The sequence below is a fragment of the Micromonospora sp. NPDC048835 genome, from assembly GCF_040649995.1.
GTDB lineage: Bacteria > Actinomycetota > Actinomycetes > Mycobacteriales > Micromonosporaceae > Micromonospora.
On the sequence record NZ_JBEZGM010000005.1, the window covers coordinates 46,529 to 62,870 of the forward strand.

Annotated in this window: 16 protein-coding genes; 11 read left to right on the plus strand and 5 right to left on the minus strand. The window is 71.3% G+C overall.

The annotated features are described in order from the left end of the window. Positions 1 to 5 precede the first annotated feature (5 nt). The 9 genes from AB0C15_RS08175 to rny all read left to right on the plus strand — a co-directional run bounded on the left by AB0C15_RS08175 (position 6) and on the right by rny (position 10,580). Positions 6 to 1,346: an aminotransferase class I/II-fold pyridoxal phosphate-dependent enzyme gene (locus AB0C15_RS08175; RefSeq protein ID WP_357349960.1), complete on the plus strand. Its 1,341-nt coding sequence runs from the start codon at positions 6 to 8 to the stop codon at positions 1,344 to 1,346. A 318-nt stretch (positions 1,347 to 1,664) separates the two neighbouring features. Next, positions 1,665 to 2,369, plus strand: coding sequence for a UdgX family uracil-DNA binding protein (locus AB0C15_RS08180; RefSeq protein ID WP_357349962.1), 705 nt, complete (start codon positions 1,665 to 1,667; stop codon positions 2,367 to 2,369). Between the two features lie 81 nt (positions 2,370 to 2,450). Continuing rightward, positions 2,451 to 2,702: a hypothetical protein gene (locus AB0C15_RS08185; RefSeq protein WP_357349964.1), complete on the plus strand. Its 252-nt coding sequence runs from the start codon at positions 2,451 to 2,453 to the stop codon at positions 2,700 to 2,702. Positions 2,703 to 2,879: 177 nt separating this feature from the next. Next, positions 2,880 to 4,484, plus strand: a complete 1,605-nt coding sequence (locus AB0C15_RS08190) for an FAD-dependent oxidoreductase (RefSeq protein WP_357349966.1) — start codon at positions 2,880 to 2,882, stop codon at positions 4,482 to 4,484. Between the two features lie 254 nt (positions 4,485 to 4,738). Then, complete coding sequence (locus AB0C15_RS08195; protein ID WP_357349968.1) at positions 4,739 to 6,130, plus strand: MFS transporter; 1,392 nt, start codon at positions 4,739 to 4,741, stop codon at positions 6,128 to 6,130. A gap of 5 nt (positions 6,131 to 6,135) precedes the next feature. Beyond that, entirely contained in the window at positions 6,136 to 6,336 is a 201-nt protein-coding gene (locus tag AB0C15_RS08200) for a DUF3046 domain-containing protein (protein ID WP_030489422.1), read from the plus strand. Between the two features lie 184 nt (positions 6,337 to 6,520). After that, on the plus strand, positions 6,521 to 7,567 hold the full coding sequence (recA, locus tag AB0C15_RS08205; RefSeq protein ID WP_354884861.1) for a recombinase RecA: 1,047 nt from the start codon (positions 6,521 to 6,523) through the stop codon (positions 7,565 to 7,567). A 14-nt stretch (positions 7,568 to 7,581) separates the two neighbouring features. Continuing rightward, positions 7,582 to 8,271 (plus strand): regulatory protein RecX, encoded by a 690-nt coding sequence (locus AB0C15_RS08210; protein WP_357349970.1) that lies wholly within the window; start codon positions 7,582 to 7,584, stop codon positions 8,269 to 8,271. Positions 8,272 to 8,813: 542 nt separating this feature from the next. Continuing rightward, the gene (gene rny / locus AB0C15_RS08215; protein ID WP_357349972.1) at positions 8,814 to 10,580 is read left to right on the plus strand and encodes a ribonuclease Y; all 1,767 of its coding nucleotides are present in this window, start codon (positions 8,814 to 8,816) and stop codon (positions 10,578 to 10,580) included. Between the two features lie 102 nt (positions 10,581 to 10,682). Here the strand turns inward: rny and AB0C15_RS08220 are convergent, their stop codons facing one another. From AB0C15_RS08220 to AB0C15_RS08235, 4 genes are read right to left on the minus strand one after another with little or no spacing between them, the layout of a single operon-like run. Continuing rightward, the gene (locus tag AB0C15_RS08220) at positions 10,683 to 11,663 is read right to left on the minus strand and encodes an amino acid ABC transporter permease (protein ID WP_357349974.1); all 981 of its coding nucleotides are present in this window, start codon (positions 11,661 to 11,663) and stop codon (positions 10,683 to 10,685) included. After that, the gene (locus AB0C15_RS08225; protein ID WP_357349977.1) at positions 11,660 to 12,367 is read right to left on the minus strand and encodes an amino acid ABC transporter permease; all 708 of its coding nucleotides are present in this window, start codon (positions 12,365 to 12,367) and stop codon (positions 11,660 to 11,662) included. The genes AB0C15_RS08220 and AB0C15_RS08225 overlap by 4 nt, the downstream gene beginning before the upstream one ends. Positions 12,368 to 12,403: 36 nt before the next feature. Next, a complete protein-coding gene (locus AB0C15_RS08230) occupies positions 12,404 to 13,282 on the minus strand; it encodes a glutamate ABC transporter substrate-binding protein (protein WP_357349979.1) in 879 nt (292 codons plus the stop codon). 56 nt (positions 13,283 to 13,338) lie between these two features. Beyond that, positions 13,339 to 14,094 carry an amino acid ABC transporter ATP-binding protein gene (locus AB0C15_RS08235; RefSeq protein WP_357349981.1) on the minus strand — a complete coding sequence of 252 codons (756 nt, stop codon included), beginning with the start codon at positions 14,092 to 14,094 and terminating at the stop codon, positions 13,339 to 13,341. Between the two features lie 195 nt (positions 14,095 to 14,289). Here AB0C15_RS08235 and selD point away from each other — a divergent pair, with 195 nt between their 5' ends. Next, the gene (selD, locus tag AB0C15_RS08240) at positions 14,290 to 15,279 is read left to right on the plus strand and encodes a selenide, water dikinase SelD (protein ID WP_357349983.1); all 990 of its coding nucleotides are present in this window, start codon (positions 14,290 to 14,292) and stop codon (positions 15,277 to 15,279) included. Between the two features lie 231 nt (positions 15,280 to 15,510). Continuing rightward, positions 15,511 to 15,990: a hypothetical protein gene (locus tag AB0C15_RS08245; protein ID WP_357349985.1), complete on the plus strand. Its 480-nt coding sequence runs from the start codon at positions 15,511 to 15,513 to the stop codon at positions 15,988 to 15,990. 61 nt (positions 15,991 to 16,051) lie between these two features. Here the strand turns inward: AB0C15_RS08245 and AB0C15_RS08250 are convergent, their stop codons facing one another. Then, the gene (locus AB0C15_RS08250; RefSeq protein WP_357349987.1) at positions 16,052 to 16,300 is read right to left on the minus strand and encodes a DUF2277 family protein; all 249 of its coding nucleotides are present in this window, start codon (positions 16,298 to 16,300) and stop codon (positions 16,052 to 16,054) included. Between the last annotated feature and the right edge of the window lie 42 nt (positions 16,301 to 16,342).

Below are 16,342 nucleotides of genomic sequence, written 5' to 3' on the forward strand. Positions count from 1 at the left end.
GATTTGTGTCAGCACACTATCAGCTCACCGGTACGACGGCCGTCGATATTTCGGCAAGCATCGAGTCGGGCATCCGCACCGGCGCCCTGTCACCGGGCGCCGCGCTGCCTCCCGTGCGGGCACTCGCCGCGCAGTTGGGGGTCAGCCCGGCCACCGTCGCCCGCGCCTACCAGGAGCTGCGTCAGCGTGGCCTGCTCGCCACCGCCGGACGGCACGGCACCCGGGTGCGCCCCCGCCCGCCGGTGGCCGCCCGCCGATCCGCGCTGCGCCCTCCACCGCTGCCCGGCGCCCGGGACCTGTCCCGAGGGGAGCCCGACCCCCGGCTGCTCCCGCCGCTGGGCCCGCACCTGGCGGCGCTCGCCGCCGACGGCGGCCCCTCGGTCGGTTACTCCGACGCCGGCGTGCTGCCCGAACTCGCCGAGGCGGCCCGCGCCCGGCTGCGCGCCGACGGCGTACCGGCTGAGGAGTTGACCCTCACCGGCGGGGCGCTGGACGGCATCGAGCGGTTGCTCGGCGCCCACCTGCGCCCCGGCGACGCGGTGGCGGTCGAGGACCCGGGCTGGGCCAACCTGCTCGACCTGGTCGCCGCGCTGGGGTTGCGCCCGATCGGCGTACCGCTCGACGACGAGGGGCCGCTTGTCGACGGGGTGGCCGCCGCGCTCACCGCCGGAGCCCGGGCGCTGATCATCACCAGCCGGGCACAGAACCCGACCGGCGCCGCCGTCTCCGAAGCCCGCGCCCAGGCGCTGCGGACGCTGCTCGCCGGCCGCCCGGACCTGCTGTTGATCGAGGACGACCACGCTGCCGAACTGGCCCGCGTACCCCTGCACCCGCTCGCCGGCGCGACCGCGAGTTGGGCCTTCCTCCGCTCGGTGAGCAAGCCTTTCGGCCCGGACCTGCGGCTGGCGGTGCTCGTCGGCGACGAGACCACGGTCGCCCGGGTGAGCGGCCGTGCCCGGGTCGGCGCCGGCTGGGTCTCCACCGTGCTGCAACGCCTGGTGCTCGCCCTGTGGCGGGACCGGACGGTCACCGAGGTGGTGCGGCGGGCGGCGCAGAGCTACGAGCGGCGGCGCGAGGGGCTGCTCGCCGCGCTCGCCGAGCACGGCCTGACCGCGCACGGTCGCAGCGGCATCAACGTCTGGCTGCCGGTCGCGGACGAGACGAGCACGGTGACCGCGCTCCGCGACGCCGGGTGGGCGGTGGCCCCCGGCGCGCTCTACCGGATCGCCGCCCCGCCCGCGGTGCGCATCACCGTCAGCTCCCTGGACACCGCCGACCTGGCCCCCCTGGCCGCCGCCCTGGCCCGAGCCGAGCACCCACCCCCGTCGCAGGGCTTCCCCGCCTGACCCACGCCGTCCCTCGCGCCCGGTCTCCGCGATCGTGCAGGTGGGTCCGCCCTGTTGAGCGCGCAAAAAGTGCAGGAACGCGGGGATTCGGGACGTCCGGGACGGGTATGCGGGCGCCCGGAGGTGGGGGACATGGCGTCTGGTGGGGCTCGTAAGGGGATCTGGATCGCGGTGGCGGTGGCGATCATCATCATCGTCATCGTGCTGATCGCGATCGCGTCCGGCGGCGACGGAGGCGGTAACGGCTACTGACGCGAAGCGGCAGGTGCGTCGGGGCGTATCCGGCAGCCGTTGTCGAACGGGTATATAACAGTCGGCATGGCCGAGCAGACCGGGAGCGCTCCGGGCGCCCAGCGGTTCATCCCGCCCGACGCCGACACCATCGACGACCTGCGCACCGCCGCTGGCGGCTGCCGTGGTTGCGAGCTGTACCGGGACGCCTCGCAGACGGTCTTCGGCCGGGGCGACGAGAGCGCCCGCGTCGTGCTCGTCGGCGAGCAGCCCGGCGACATGGAGGACCAGAAGGGGTTGCCCTTCGTCGGCCCGGCCGGACGCCTGCTGCGCCGGGCGGTCGACGACGCCGGGCTGGACCCGGGTCTCCTCTACCTCACGAACGCCGTCAAGCACTTCCGCTTCGAGCTACGCGGCAAGCGGCGAATCCACCAGACCCCGGACCAGGTGCACGTCACCGCCTGCCGCCCCTGGTTGGTCGCGGAGTTCGCCCGGCTACGCCCGGAGATCGTGGTGGTGCTCGGCGCGACCGCCGCCAAGGCGCTGCTCGGGCCGTCCTTCCGGGTCACCCGGCAGCGGGGCGAGTTGCTGCCCTGGCCGGCCTCGGCCCAGCACCCGGAGGACTTCCAGCGGGTGCCGGTGGACAACGCCGGCAAACGCGCCGACGCGCCGCAGGCTCGCCTGCTGGCCACCATCCACCCGTCCGCGGTGCTGCGCGCCGACGACCAGGACAAGGCGTACGAGGGCCTGGTCGCCGACCTCACCGTGGTCACCCGCGCCCTGCCCGACTGACACCGGAGCAGTCCACGATCGACGGTGCTCCCGGGATTACGCGGTGGTCGAGCCTGGGTAACGGCTGTCGATGGACGTTGGGTGCCCGAGGATGAGGGCACCCGGACCGCACTGCCCGGCTACCTGGCCGGACAGCGGCGGGCCACCTGGGCGGCGCTGCTGTTCATCCTCACGATCTGTCTCGGCCTGGTCCTGCTGGCTCTGCTCGCCGCCGACAACGAGGGCTCCGTGGTGCTCTCCGGGGCGGTTGCCGTCGTCAGTGTGGCCGTCGCCGTGCTGACACTGACCCGGATCCGCCGGCTCGCGTCCCTGCTGAGGGCCCCGGCACCATAGGCGCGCTCCACGCCGGAAGCGACCCCGTTCACGCCCGCCGGGGTACGGGACGTCGCTCATTCCCGCCAGCGGTCCTTCCGGGCCTCGTTCGGCGACACCTGTTGGAAACGACGCTGCCAGACTGCCGCAACACGCTCTCCCCACAATCACCTGATTCGATCTTGTCGGGGAGGCGCAATGAGCGATCAGACACAGTCGACGGTGAGCCGGCGCGGGTTCCTGCGGGCGGTGGGAGTCAGCGGCGGTGCCGGTGCGATGCTCGCCACGATGGGCGCGATGGGCCTCGCTCCCAGCGCGGAAGCGTCGGTCACCCCGGCATTCCGGCCGCCCGAGCGGTCCGACTTCACACTGACCGGGCGGCCGGGTGCCAGCGTGGTCATCCTCGGGGGCGGCATCGCCGGTCTCACCGCCGCCTACGAGTTGGGCAAGGCGGGCTACCGCTGCACGATCCTCGAGGCGCGGCACCGCGTCGGGGGGCGGAACCTGACCATCCGCGGCGGCGACGTCGAAACCGACCTCGACGGACGGACGCAGCGCGCGGGCTTCTCCGACGGGGTCTACTTCAACGCCGGGCCGGGCCGGATCGCGCAGTGGATGGTGACCATGGACTACTGCCGGGAACTCGGGGTGCCCGTCGAGGTCTTCACCAACCAGAACGCCGACGCCTGGATCTACAACGAGTCCGCCGGCATGACCGAGCCGGTCCGGTACCGCACGGCCAAGGCCGACGTGTACGGCTACGTCTCGGAACTGCTGGCGAAGGCCACCGACCAGGGCGCGCTGGACGCCCAGCTCACCGCCGAGGACCGGACCCGGCTCCTGACGTTCCTGCAGGGCTTCGGTGCGATCGGCGGGCGCACCAACGGATGGGCGTACACCGGGACCAGCCGTCGGGGCTTCGCCGCCTATCCGGGCGCGGGCAACGACGTGGGCAGCCCTCTCGGTGCGCCCCCGGCGCTCTCCGACGTCTTCGCCAGCAACGTCGGCCGGTACTTCTCCTTCGAGTTCGGCTATGACCAGGCCATGCTGATGTTCCAGCCGGTCGGCGGCATGGACCAGATTCCCCGGGCCCTGGCAAAGGCGGTGGGCATGCACCGGATCCGGCTCGACGCCGAGGTGACCGGGGTGACCGACCGGGGCGGCGCCGTCGAGGTGACCTATCGGCAGGGTTCCCGACAGGCGCAGCTCACCGCCGACTACTGCGTGGCCACGCTGCCACCGCACCTGATGGCCCGCGTACCGCACAATCTCGGCACGGCGGTGACCGCCGCCCTGGCCGACTTCCCGGTCACCGCCGCCGGCAAGATCGGTCTGGAGTACCGCAGCCGCTGGTGGGAGACCGACCAGAGGATCTACGGCGGCATCACCGAGACCGACCTGGACCTGTCGCACATCTGGTACCCGTCGCACGGCTTCCACGGCAAGCGCGGCCTGGTGGTCGGCTACTACAACACCGGTGCGAACGCCAGGGCCTACAGCGGGCTCACGCCCGAGCAGCGCAGCGAGCGCGCGGTCGCCCAGGGTGTGAAGATCCATGGTGACAAGTACCGCAGCGAGCTGGTCACCTCGTACTCCCACGCCTGGGACCGGACGCCCTACATCGAGGGCGCCTGGACCTCACCCCGCTACGGCACAGCCGGCTACGACCTGTTGCTCCAGCCGGCCGGGCGGGTCTACTTCGCCGGGGACTGGCTGAGCCACGAGGTGGCCTGGCAGCACGGCGCGTTCGTGGCGGCCCGCTCGGCGGTGTCGTCGCTGCACCAGCGCGTGATGGCCAGCTGACCGACCAGGCCGACCGGGCGTATCCGTCCCGGTCCGCGCGCGGGGTTGAATGCCTGGTCAAGGTCCGCGCCCGGTTCAAGGCCCGGCCAAGGTCCGCGCAACTTCGGGGGAAGTGCTGCCTCCGGGCACGCCGAGACAGCAGTATCCCTGAAGTTGCGCGGATCATCGGGTACGGGGTGCGGGGTGCGGGCTCGGGGGGCGGGTGGCGGGTTGGGTGCGCGAGGATGGGGTCACCCTCTTCGTAAGGAGCGCCGATGGCCACCGACCTGACCGCGCCGGACACCGTCGCTCGCCCCGACGTCGCGTCGATCCAACGGCGTACCCTGCGGCTGCTCTTCACCACCCAGATCATCGGCGGGATCGGCGTGACCATCGGCATCGCCGTGGGCGCGCTGCTCGCGGCCCGGATCGCCGGGACCGCGGTGGCCGGTGTGGCGCAGAGCGCCGGGGTGGTCGGTGCCGCGCTGCTCGCCGTCCCGGTCACCCGGATCATGGCGCGGCACGGTCGCCGGCCGGGCCTGGTGCTGGCGTACGCGGTCGGCGCCGTCGGTGGCCTTCTCGTGGTGCTGGCCGCGGCCACCCGCTGGGTGCCACTGCTCTTCCTCGGCATGCTGCTCTTCGGCGGTGGCACCGCCGCGAACCTGCAGGCCCGCTACACGGCCGTGGACCTCGCCGAACCGGCCCGTCGGGGGCGGCAGCTCTCCCTGATCGTGTGGGCCACCACCATCGGTGCGGTGGCCGCGCCGAACTTCGCCGCGCTGGCCGACCGGGTCACCACCGGCTGGGGGCTACCCCCGCTGGCCGGCCCGTTCGCGTTCAGCGCGGCCGCGTTCGTGCTGGCTGCCGTCGTACTCCTCGGGTTGCTCCGGCCCGACCCGCTGCTCACCGCGCGGCGGCTCGCGGCCGCCGACACGCCTGCCGCCGACCGCCCGTCGGCCGCCGACGCGACGGCGACCGCGGTGGCGGCCGAGGCACCGGCGGCGGATGGTGCCGGGCGGCCGGCCGCCGCGTCGGTCGAGGTGCGCGCGCCGCGCGGCGCCGGGATGCGTGCGGCCTGGTCGGTGGTACGCGGACAGCCCGCCGCCCGGCTCGGCATCGCCGCCGTGGCGGTGGGTCACCTGGTGATGGTGGCGGTGATGGCGATGACTCCGGTCCGGCTCGGTGAGTCGCACGCCGACGCCGACGTGTTGCGGCTGGTCGGCATCGTGTTGAGCCTGCACATCGCCGGCATGTACGCGTTCTCCCCGGTGGTGGGTTGGCTCACCGACCGGCTCGGTCGACGGGCGGTGATCCTCGGTGGGGTCGGGTTTCTGCTGGCCGCCTGTGCGGTTGCCGGCACGGCCGGGCACCACACTCCCCGGCTCTCGGTGGGCCTGGTCCTGCTCGGGTTGGGCTGGTCCGGGACGATGGTGGCCGGCTCGACCCTGCTCTCCGAGTCGGTGGCGGCGAGTGTGCGGCCGAGCGTCCAGGGGCTGTCCGACCTGATCATGGGCCTGGCCGGGGCGGGGGCTGCCGTGGTCAGCGGGTTTGTCATGCAGTTCGCCGGTTATCCCGTGCTCACCCTGCTCGCGGCGGTCGCGGCGGCGCCCCTGGTGGCGCTAGCGTTGCGCCCGGTGCCGACCGGGGCACCGGACGAGGAGGGCTGATCACTGTGCGGCTGACCGACTTCTGGACGCGACTGGACGAGGCGTTCGGGCCCGGCTATGCGGCCAGCATCGCCCGTGATCAGGTGCTGTCCCAGCTCGGCGGACGGACCATCGAGCAGGCCCTGGCGTCGGGGGAGCAGACGCACGTGGTGTGGCGGGCGGTCTGCGCCGCGTACCCCGACCGCGTGCCTGCGCGACTACGCTGAGCAGCCTTTTCGCCGGTTCCGCGTGTCGCTTGTCGAGTCGTACACCTGTTCGGCTATTGTCCACAGCGGGGTGCTCGTCCACAGCTCGCGGCCCGTCGGCTGGTTTTCTGTCGGACCCAGCGCCTAGCGTGTCCGCGTGACGCGAAGCTCAGCAAAGACGCCGGCGAAGGCAGGGGTGGCAACCATGGCAGCAGGGCCTGACCGGGAGAAGGCACTCGACCTTGCTCTCGCTCAGATTGACAAGCAGTTCGGCAAGGGCTCGGTGATGCGGCTGGGGGAGCGGCCGGTCGTCCAGACCGCCGTGATCCCGACCGGCTCCATCGCGCTCGATGTGGCGCTCGGCGTGGGCGGTCTGCCGCGCGGCCGGGTGGTCGAGATCTACGGTCCCGAGTCCAGCGGTAAGACCACGGTGGCCCTGCACTCGGTGGCCAGCGCCCAGCGGGCCGGCGGCATCGCGGCCTTCATCGACGCCGAGCACGCGCTCGACCCGGAGTATGCGAAGGCCCTCGGCGTCGACACCGACGCGATGCTGGTCTCCCAGCCGGACACCGGCGAGCAGGCGCTGGAGATCGCCGACATGCTGATCCGCTCCGGCGCGATCGACATCATCGTGATCGACTCGGTGGCGGCCCTGGTGCCGCGCGCCGAGATCGAGGGCGAGATGGGCGACAGCCACGTGGGCCTCCAGGCCCGGCTGATGAGCCAGGCGCTGCGCAAGATCACCGGTGTGCTCAGCAACACCGGCACCACGGCGATCTTCATCAACCAGCTCCGGGAAAAGATCGGCGTGATGTTCGGCAGCCCGGAGACCACCACCGGTGGTCGGGCGCTGAAGTTCTACGCCTCGGTCCGGCTCGACGTGCGACGCATCGAGAGCCTCAAGGACGGCACCGACGTGGTCGGTAACCGCACCCGGGTCAAGGTCGTGAAGAACAAGGTCGCCGCGCCGTTCAAGCAGGCCGAGTTCGACATCATGTATGGCAAGGGCATCTCGCGCGAGGGCTCGCTGATCGACGTCGGCGTGGAGCAGGCGATCATCCGCAAGTCCGGAGCGTGGTACACGTACGACGGTGACCAGCTCGGTCAGGGCAAGGAGAAGGCCCGGGAGTTCCTCAAGGAAAACCCGGACGTCGCCGCCGAGATCGAGAAGAAGATCCTGGAGAAGCTCGGCGTCGGCGTCGGCGCGGGTGACGCCGCCGGTGGCCCGGAGCTGCCGCCTGTCGACTTCTGACCGGTCGCTGACCCATGGCAGGACGACGCGCTCGTACGGGGCGGGGCTGGGATGCCAGTCCGCCTCGTACGGGCGACGCCGCCGATCCGCCGCGTCCCCGCCGGGGGCGCCGGGCCGAGTCGTCGGCGGATGAACCGACGGCGCCGCCGCGCGACGAGTCCGAGGTGGCCCGCGAGATCTGCCTGCGGCAGCTTGCCGTCCGGCCCCGCACCCGGGCCGAGCTGGCCGGCGCGTTGGCCAAGCGGGGCATCTCCGAGGAGGTCTCGGCCCAGGTCCTCGACCGCTACGACGAGGTCGGCATCATCGACGACGCCGCGTTCGCCCGCGCCTGGGTGTCCAGCCGGCACGCCGGCCGAGGTCTGGCTCGCCGGGCACTCGCCAACGAGCTGCGCCGCAAGGGCGTGGACGGCGAGGTGGCCACCGAGGCGCTGGGTGAGCTGGACGAGGAGACCGAGGCGGACACCGCCCGTGGCCTGGTGGAGCGCAAGCTACGCACCGCCCGGGGTGAGCCGGACGCGGTCTTCCGCCGGCTGGTGGGCATGCTTGCCCGCAAGGGTTACCCGCCCGGCGTGGCCATCCGGGCGGTGAAGGACGCGCTCGCCGCGCAGAGCGCCGAGGCGGCCGAGTTCGCCGAGCAGATCGACGCCGACGCGCTCGCCGAGGCGGAGGGTGAGTTGGAGCGCGACAGCCGATCGTCCGACTGAGCGGTGCGGGGGTCGTCGGTGTCACACCACGGCACCCTGGCGGGGCCCTTCCACGGCTGAACAGGCACGACATCCGAGTCGGGGTGGTCGGCTCGCCGCGTTTGTCCCCTCCTGTCCACCGCGACATCAGCGCGCGGTGACGGTTCAACTTCTCTCCGTTCGGGGGGTTTGATCATGAGTCCTTGACCTGAGGACCCCCGGAGACCTAGCCTCGCCATACAGGCTCACATTGCCCGACCAGCGCAGGCTAAGCGCACAACATAGATCGCGTAACAAGACAGCATCACTTTGGCCGACTCCACGGCCTTTGGCAGCAGTTCCGGACAGGCCGGTCCGGAACGCTGCGACAACTGCACCCGGTCGCCGACGCTGCCCATGGGCACCGCCGGCGGAGAAAGCTACCCACGGCCAGCCGCTCCGGTCGGGCGTCCACAGCCGCAGGAGTGTGCCTTCGGCACAGTCGCTGCGGTCTCGACGTTAGGGGAGGCGGCCATGGCGGGGCGGCGGCACAGGTTCATCGGTAGACCCGACGGGGTCCCGGCATGAACGCGTTCGACGTCGTGCTCCTCGCGGCCGTCCTCGTCCTCGCGGTGGTGGTGATCGGCGCCGTGCTCGTCGGCATCCGGACCATGCGCCGGATGGGCGCCGCACCGGCTGCGGAGGATCCGGCCTTCATCGCCGAGAAGGACCGCCAGGAGCAGTCCCTGGCCGCTCTGCGGACCGCGGCCGACGAGGCGAACAGCACGATCGACGTGGCGAAGTCCGCAGCCGCCGCGGCCCGGACCGAGGCGGCGGCGGCGAAGGCCGAGGCGAAGGCGGCCCGCGCCGAGGCGCGCCGGGTCCTCGACGACGCCCGGGCCGAGGCGGACACCGTGCTGGAGCGCGCCCACAAGCAGGCCGAGGCGGACGCCGAGCAGTTGCGCACGGCGGCGCGGCGCAGCGGGGAGCGGGAGGTCGCGGTGCTTGCGGCCACCACCCGGGAGCAGGCCGCAGAGGTGGAACGTCGGGCAGCTCGGATGGACGAGCGGGAGCGGATGCACACCGAGGAGGTGGAGCGGTTCGCCGAGCGGGAGCGGCAGCTCACCGCCGCGAAGGCTGCCCTCGCCGCCCGGGAGGCCGCGCTCGCCCAGCGGGAGACCGAGCTGACCGAGTCGGAGGAGCTGCGCCGCCGGGAGCTGGAGCGCATCGCCGGGCTCACCGCCGACTCGGCGCGACTGGAGCTCGTCGACGCCATCGAGACGTCCGCCAAGCGGGAGGCGGCACTGCTCGTGCGGGACATCGAGTCCGACGCGCGCAACACCGCCGAACAGCGGGCCCGGCACATCGTGGTGGACGCGATCCAACGGGTCGCCAGCGAGCAGACCGCGGAGAGCGTGGTCAGCGTCCTGCACCTGCCCGGCGACGAGATGAAGGGGCGGATCATCGGCCGGGAGGGGCGCAACATCCGTGCCTTCGAGTCGGTGACCGGCGTCAACCTGATCATCGACGACACCCCCGAGGCGGTGCTGCTCTCCTGCTTCGACCCGGTCCGTCGGGAGGTGGGCCGGCTGACCCTGGAGAAGCTGGTGCTGGACGGGCGGATCCACCCGCACCGGATCGAGGAGGTCTACGACCTGGCCCGGCAGGAGGTGGAGCAGCTCTGCCTCCGCGCCGCCGAGGACGCCCTGGTCGAGGTTGGCATCACCGAGATCCACCCGGAGCTGGTGACCCTGCTCGGCCGGTTGCGCTACCGCACCTCGTACGGGCAGAACGTGCTCAAGCACCTGGTCGAGACCGCCCACATCGCCGGCATCATGGCCGCCGAGCTGCGGTTGGACGTGCCCATCATCAAACGGTCGGCGTTCCTGCACGACATCGGCAAGGCGCTCACCCACGAGGTGGAGGGCAGCCACGCCATCATCGGCGCGGACCTGGCCCGCAAGTACGGCGAGCACGAGGACGTGGTGCACGCCATCGAGGCGCACCACAACGAGGTGCCCCCGCAGACCATCGAGGCCGTGCTCACCCAGGCCTCCGACGCCTGCTCGGGTGGTCGGCCGGGCGCGCGGCGGGAGAGCCTGGAGGCGTACGTCAAGCGGCTGGAACGGATCGAGGAGATCGCGGCCGGCAAGCTCGGCGTGGACAAGGTCTTCGCCATGCAGGCCGGCCGGGAGATCCGGGTGATGGTCAAGCCGGACGACGTGGACGACATCGGTGCGGCCGTGCTGGCCCGCGACGTGGCCAAGCAGATCGAGGAGGAGCTGACCTATCCGGGTCAGATCCGGGTCACCGTGGTCCGCGAGTCCCGGGTCACCGAGATCGCCCGCTGACGTCGGCCGGCACCCCTGGCCGGGCTCCCACCCGCAGATGACCGAAGGCCGCCCCGAGTTGCTCGGGGCGGCCTTCGGGCCTTCTGGTCGGTGTGCGGTGACTCAGGCGCCGCCGCCGCCCCCGCCGCCACCCTCGGCCTGGGAGACCAGGGCCGCCGGCGGCGGGTTCGGTGCCGGAGTGCCGGCGGTCTTGCGACCCTTGGCGAGCCGCCGTTGGACGTACTGGGCGACCTTCGACAGCGAGTAGTTCACCACGATGAAGAGCACGGCGATCACGACGTAGACCTGGATCGGGTTGCCCAGCACGCCGATGATCTGCTTGCCGATGTTCAGGGTCTCCTCGTAGCTGATGATGAATCCCAGCGAGGTGTCCTTGAGGACCACGACCAGTTGGCTGATCAGGGCCGGCAGCATGATCCGGAAGGACTGCGGCAGCAGGATCATCCGGGTGGTCTGCGCAGGGGAGAGCCCGATGGCGGAGGCGGCCTCCGCCTGGCCGCCCGGCAGCCCCTCCATGCCGGAGCGGAGGATCTCGCCGATCACCACCGAGTTGTAGATGGTGAGGCCGATGACCAGGTACCAGAGGTTGTCGAGGTAGAGACCGAACTCGGGGAAGCCCCGGGCCACGAAGAAGATGGTGATCACGACGGGCAGGCCGCGGAACACCTCGACGCAGACCCGGGTGACGGCGGACAGCAACGTGCTCAGCCCGCGCAGCAGGTACGCCAGCGGCGTGGCGAGGCCGGTGAACGTGCGACCGGTCAGGCTCTTGAGCTGGATCCGCAGCACTGCCAGGAGGGTGCCGACCACAAGTGAGGCCACGATCGCCAGCGCCGCCGCGATCAGGGTGTTCTTGAAGCCGAGGGCGATCCGGTCCCAGACCTGGGAGAAGTTCTCGTTGGAGGGGTCGAGCAGCGGCCCCCACAACTCCATCGAGAGTTGGCCCTTCTCGTCCAGGGGCCGGTAGATCAGGAAGTACGCCCCGACGAGCAGGACGCCTGCGGCGACGATGCTGCTGATCAGCGTGATTCGCCGCTGCCGCGGCCCGGGGACGTCGTAGAGGACGCTTGTCTGCTGACTCATCGGGCCACCGCCTGTCGCTTCTCGATCCGGTCCAGCAGGGCGCCGAGCGGCACGGTCATGATCAGGTAGCCGATCGAGATGCCGATGGCGACCGGGATGAAGGCGTAACCCTCGGCGCCGGTGAGCTGGTCGGCGGTGGCCGACAGGTCACCGACCACGCCGAAGAAGCCGGCCAGCGCCGAATTCTTGATCATTGCGATGATCACCGAGCCGAGCGGCACCACCGAGGCCTGCCAGGACTGCGGCAACACCACGTGGCGCAGGTTCTGCCCGAAGGTCAGGCCCAGGGACCGCGCCGCTTCCGCCTGGCCGGCCGGCACCGCGTTGACCCCGGACCGCAGCGCCTCGCAGACGAACGCGGCGGTGTACAGCACGAGGGCGATGAGCGCGAACCGGAAGTACGGAAGATCGGTGCCGAGCCGGGTGAAGAGCGAGTCGAGCACCGGGATGCGGAGGAAGTCCGCGTTGGAGCCGAGGGCCGGCAGGCCGAACGCGGCGAAGAACATCACCACGGTCAGCGGCATGTTGCGGAAGACGTTCACGTAGCTGGTGCCGAGTGCGCGCAGCGGCGGCACCGGTGAGATGCGCAGCACCGCGACGATGGCGCCCAGAACGAGGGCGCCGATCGCGGCGAGGATGCAGATCTGGAGGGTGAGCCAGAAACCACCCGCAAAGACGTCGAACTTGTCGATGAGCACGTTCACGGGTCGGTGTTCCTCCCCACCCTCCAGATCGAAGGATCAGTAGCGGTTGATGGTGGGCGCGGCGCCCAGTTCCGCGCCGAACTTGCCGGCGGTGCCGTCCCAGGCCTTCTTCCAGCTGCCGTCGGCGACCGCCTTGTCCAGCGTGTCGTTGATGAAGCTGCGGAAGTCCGCGTCCTCCTTCTTCACCCCGATGCCGTACGGCTCCTTGGTGAAGTTGCTGCCGGCCAGCTTGAACGACGCCTCGTCCTTGGCGATGTAGCCGAGCAGGATCACGTTGTCCGTGGTCACGGCGTTGACCTGGCCGCCCTTGAGGGCGTCCCGGCACTTGTCGTAGGTGTCGAAGAGCACCAGCTGGGTGCCGACGTCCTTGACGTACTGCTTGATCGTCTCGGCCGGGGTGGAGCCGGTGACGGAGCAGACCTTCTTGGTGCCGTCCTTGAACGAGTCCGGACCGGTGATGGTCGTGTCGTCCTTCTTGACCAGGATGTTCTGGCCGGCCTCGTAGTACGGGCCCGCGAAGGCGATCCGCTCCTTGCGCTTGTCGTTGATCGTGTAGGTCGCGGCGACCAGGTCGACCGTGCCGTTGACGATGACGTCCTCACGGACCTTCGAGGGGGCCTCGACCCACTCGATCTTGTCCTCCGGGATGCCGAGCTCCTTGACGATGATCTTGGCGATCTCGACGTCGAAGCCCTCCGGCTTGCCCGACAGGCCCTTCAGGCCGAAGCCAGGCTGGTCGAACTTGGTGCCGACCTTGATCTTCTGGGCCTTGTTCAGCTTCTCCATGGTGGTGCCGGCGGTGAAGGACTTGCTGCCAGCGCCGGTGCCCTCCCCGCCGTCGTCGCCACCGCAGGCGGTGAGGCCGAGCGCCAGAGCGGCGACCGCGGCGACTGCCGCAACGCGCGTGATACGCATACTCTTCTCCTTCTTCGACGGAGCCCACCGAGTGCGGCGCGCTCCACTACGGACGCCTAGTGCGTGAGGATCTTGGAGAGGAAGTCTCGGGCCCGCTCGCTGCGCGGGTTCGCGAAGAACTCCGCGGGTGGGGCGTCCTCGACCAGTTGCCCGTCGGCCATGAAGATGACCCGGTTCGCCGCGTGCCGGGCGAAGCCCATCTCGTGCGTGACCACGACCATCGTCATGCCGTCGCTGGCCAGCGAGGTCATCACCTCGAGCACCTCGCCGACCATCTCCGGGTCGAGGGCGCTCGTCGGCTCGTCGAAGAGCATCGCCTTGGGCTGCATGGCCAGCGCCCGGGCGATGGCCGCCCGCTGCTGCTGCCCACCGGAGAGCTGGGCCGGGAACTTGTCCGCCTGGTTGGCGATGCCCACCCGGTCGAGCAGGGCGAGGCCGCGCTCGCGGGCGGCGGCCGGCTTCTCCTTGCGGACCTTGACCGGGCCGAGGGTGACGTTCTCCAGAATGGTCTTGTGCGCGAAGAGGTTGAACGACTGGAAGACCATCCCGACCTCGCTGCGCAGCTTGGCGAGGGGCTTGCCCTCGGCCGGCAGCGGCTGGCCGTCGAAGGTGATGGTGCCCGAGTTGATCGGCTCCAGTCGGTTGATCGTGCGGCACAGCGTCGACTTGCCGGAGCCGGACGGGCCGATCACCACGACCACCTCGCCCCGACCCACCGACAGCGAGACGTCGTCAAGCACGTGCAGCGGCCCGAACCACTTGTTGACCGCGTCCAGCACGATGAGCGGTTCGCCCGTCGTCACGTCGTCCACCGTCCCCTGTCGTCTCCCGGATCGGGGTCGGTTGACCCCCGGTGCGGCCACTGTAGGCGGCTTGATGTGGCAGAACGCAACCCAGCGGGTCACGGAGCGGTAACACCGGTCACGATCGTTCTCGGGCGTCCGATTTCGGTCACCGGATGGGCGGCGACGATGGCGATCGTGGTGCCTTGTCGAGATCATGAGTAGATGACCGAACCCGTACGGCTCACGAAGTACGCCCGCGGCGGTGGCTGCGCCTGCAAGATCCCACCGGGCGAGCTGGAGATCATGGTGGCCGGTCTCGGCCCGGCGACCGGCACCGCGGAGCTGCTGGTGGGGTTGGACCACGGCGACGACGCGGCGGTGGTGCGCCTGGACGAGCGGACCGGCGTGGTCAGCACCGCCGACTTCTTCACGCCGGTGGTCGACGACGCGTACGACTGGGGTCGGATCGCCGCCGCCAACGCGCTCTCCGACGTGTACGCGATGGGCGGCACCCCGCTGGTGGCGCTCAACCTGCTCTGCTGGCCGCGCGACGTGCTCCCGCTCGAGTTGGCCCGGGAGGTGCTGCGCGGCGGTCAGGACGTGGCGCGGGAGGCCGGCTGTCACCTGGCCGGCGGGCACAGCGTGGACGACGACGGCCCGAAGTACGGTCTCGCGGTCACCGGCACGGTTCGTCCGGAGGAGCTGATCACCCTCGACGCCGGGCGGGCCGGGGTGCCGTTGTCGCTGACCAAACCGCTCGGGGTGGGCGTGCTGAACACCCGCCACAAGGCGACGGGTGAGAGCTTCCCGGAGGCGGTGGCCTCGATGAGCGCGCTCAATCGGGACGCCGCCCGTGCGGCGGTCGCCGCCGGCATCCGCTGCGGCACCGACGTTACCGGCTTCGGGTTGCTCGGGCACGCCTCGAAGCTGGCCCGGGCCAGCCGGCTCACGGTGGCCATCGACACCGCCCGGGTGCCCTACCTGGCCGGGGCGCGGGAGGCGTTGCGGGACGGGTACGTGAGTGGCGGCAGCCGGCGCAACCTGGAGTGGGTGACACCGTGGACCGACTTCGGCGCGGCGGACGAGGCCGAGCGGTTGCTGCTTGCCGACGCGCAGACCTCGGGTGGCCTGCTCGTCGCCGGCGAGGTGCCCGGCGCTCCCGTGGTGGGTGAGCTGCTGCCCCGTGGTGAGCATCGGGTCGTCCTGCGCTGACCGGAGGGCTGCCGACCCGCGCGGGGACACGCGATGGCGGTGGTGCGGACGGCGCACGATACCCGATAAACTGTCACCTTCCCGCTACTCCGAGCAATGCCGCTCAGGGAAATTTTGCCCGGAATGGTCACAGACCGGTAACTTGCCCCCGGCTGGGGTCAAATGCCCCCCACCATCGTGTGTAAGGCCCGATTCGGAGGCCGGTGGGGACGAACGCAGCGAGGAGGCGGAATGACCGAGCTGTGGAACTGGAGAATCGACGGCGCTCGACCCGTGGAGGTCTACCCGGCGCTTGCCGAGGCGCTTGGCCGGGTGGTGATGCCGTTGGCGGCGGCCGACCCGGCGCGGCTGCCGGCGTACGCGGTGGTGTGCGACGTCTGGGAGGCGCCGGGCGAGTTCGCGACGGTGGTGGACTGCTACGGCGTGCCCGAGCAGCTCTCCGAGAACGCGAGCATCGCCGCGCTGGCCCGACTGCTCGGCCGCAACTGCCTGTTGCGCGACGACACGCTCGACGCGGGGCGGCACCTGCTCGTCGCCCCGGACGGCACGGTCCGTCCGGTGCACTTCGACGTGCGGGACACCGACGACGGTGAGGTGCTCAGCAAGCTGCGGCTCTGCTCGCTCGGTGACCCGGGTTGCCGGGGCTGGTCGCAGTGTCACCGCTCGCGCTGGGCACCCGACACCGTCGCCCCCGCGCTCGCCGCGGCCTGACCCTGTCGAGGGGTCGGGCCCGCCCGGGTGCCGGGCCGGTGGGCCGGCCGTGTGGCGGCGATCAGCCGGCGGCGGTGGCCGACCGGTCCGTGCTGCCCGACGCGGCACCCCGCACCACCAGTTGGTCGAGCAGGGTGCGTGTCGCCTCGGCCACCGCGGCCACCGCGGCGTCGAACGCGGCGGCGTTGTGCGCGGCGGGCGTCCGGAAGCCAGAGATCTTCCGGACGTACTGCAACGCCGCCGCTTCGACGTCCGCGTCGGTCACCTGCGGGGTGAACGGTTCGCGCAGCGTCTTGATGCTCCGGCACATGTCAGGTCCTCCTTCGTCCACCGATGGCTGCCACTCGCCGTA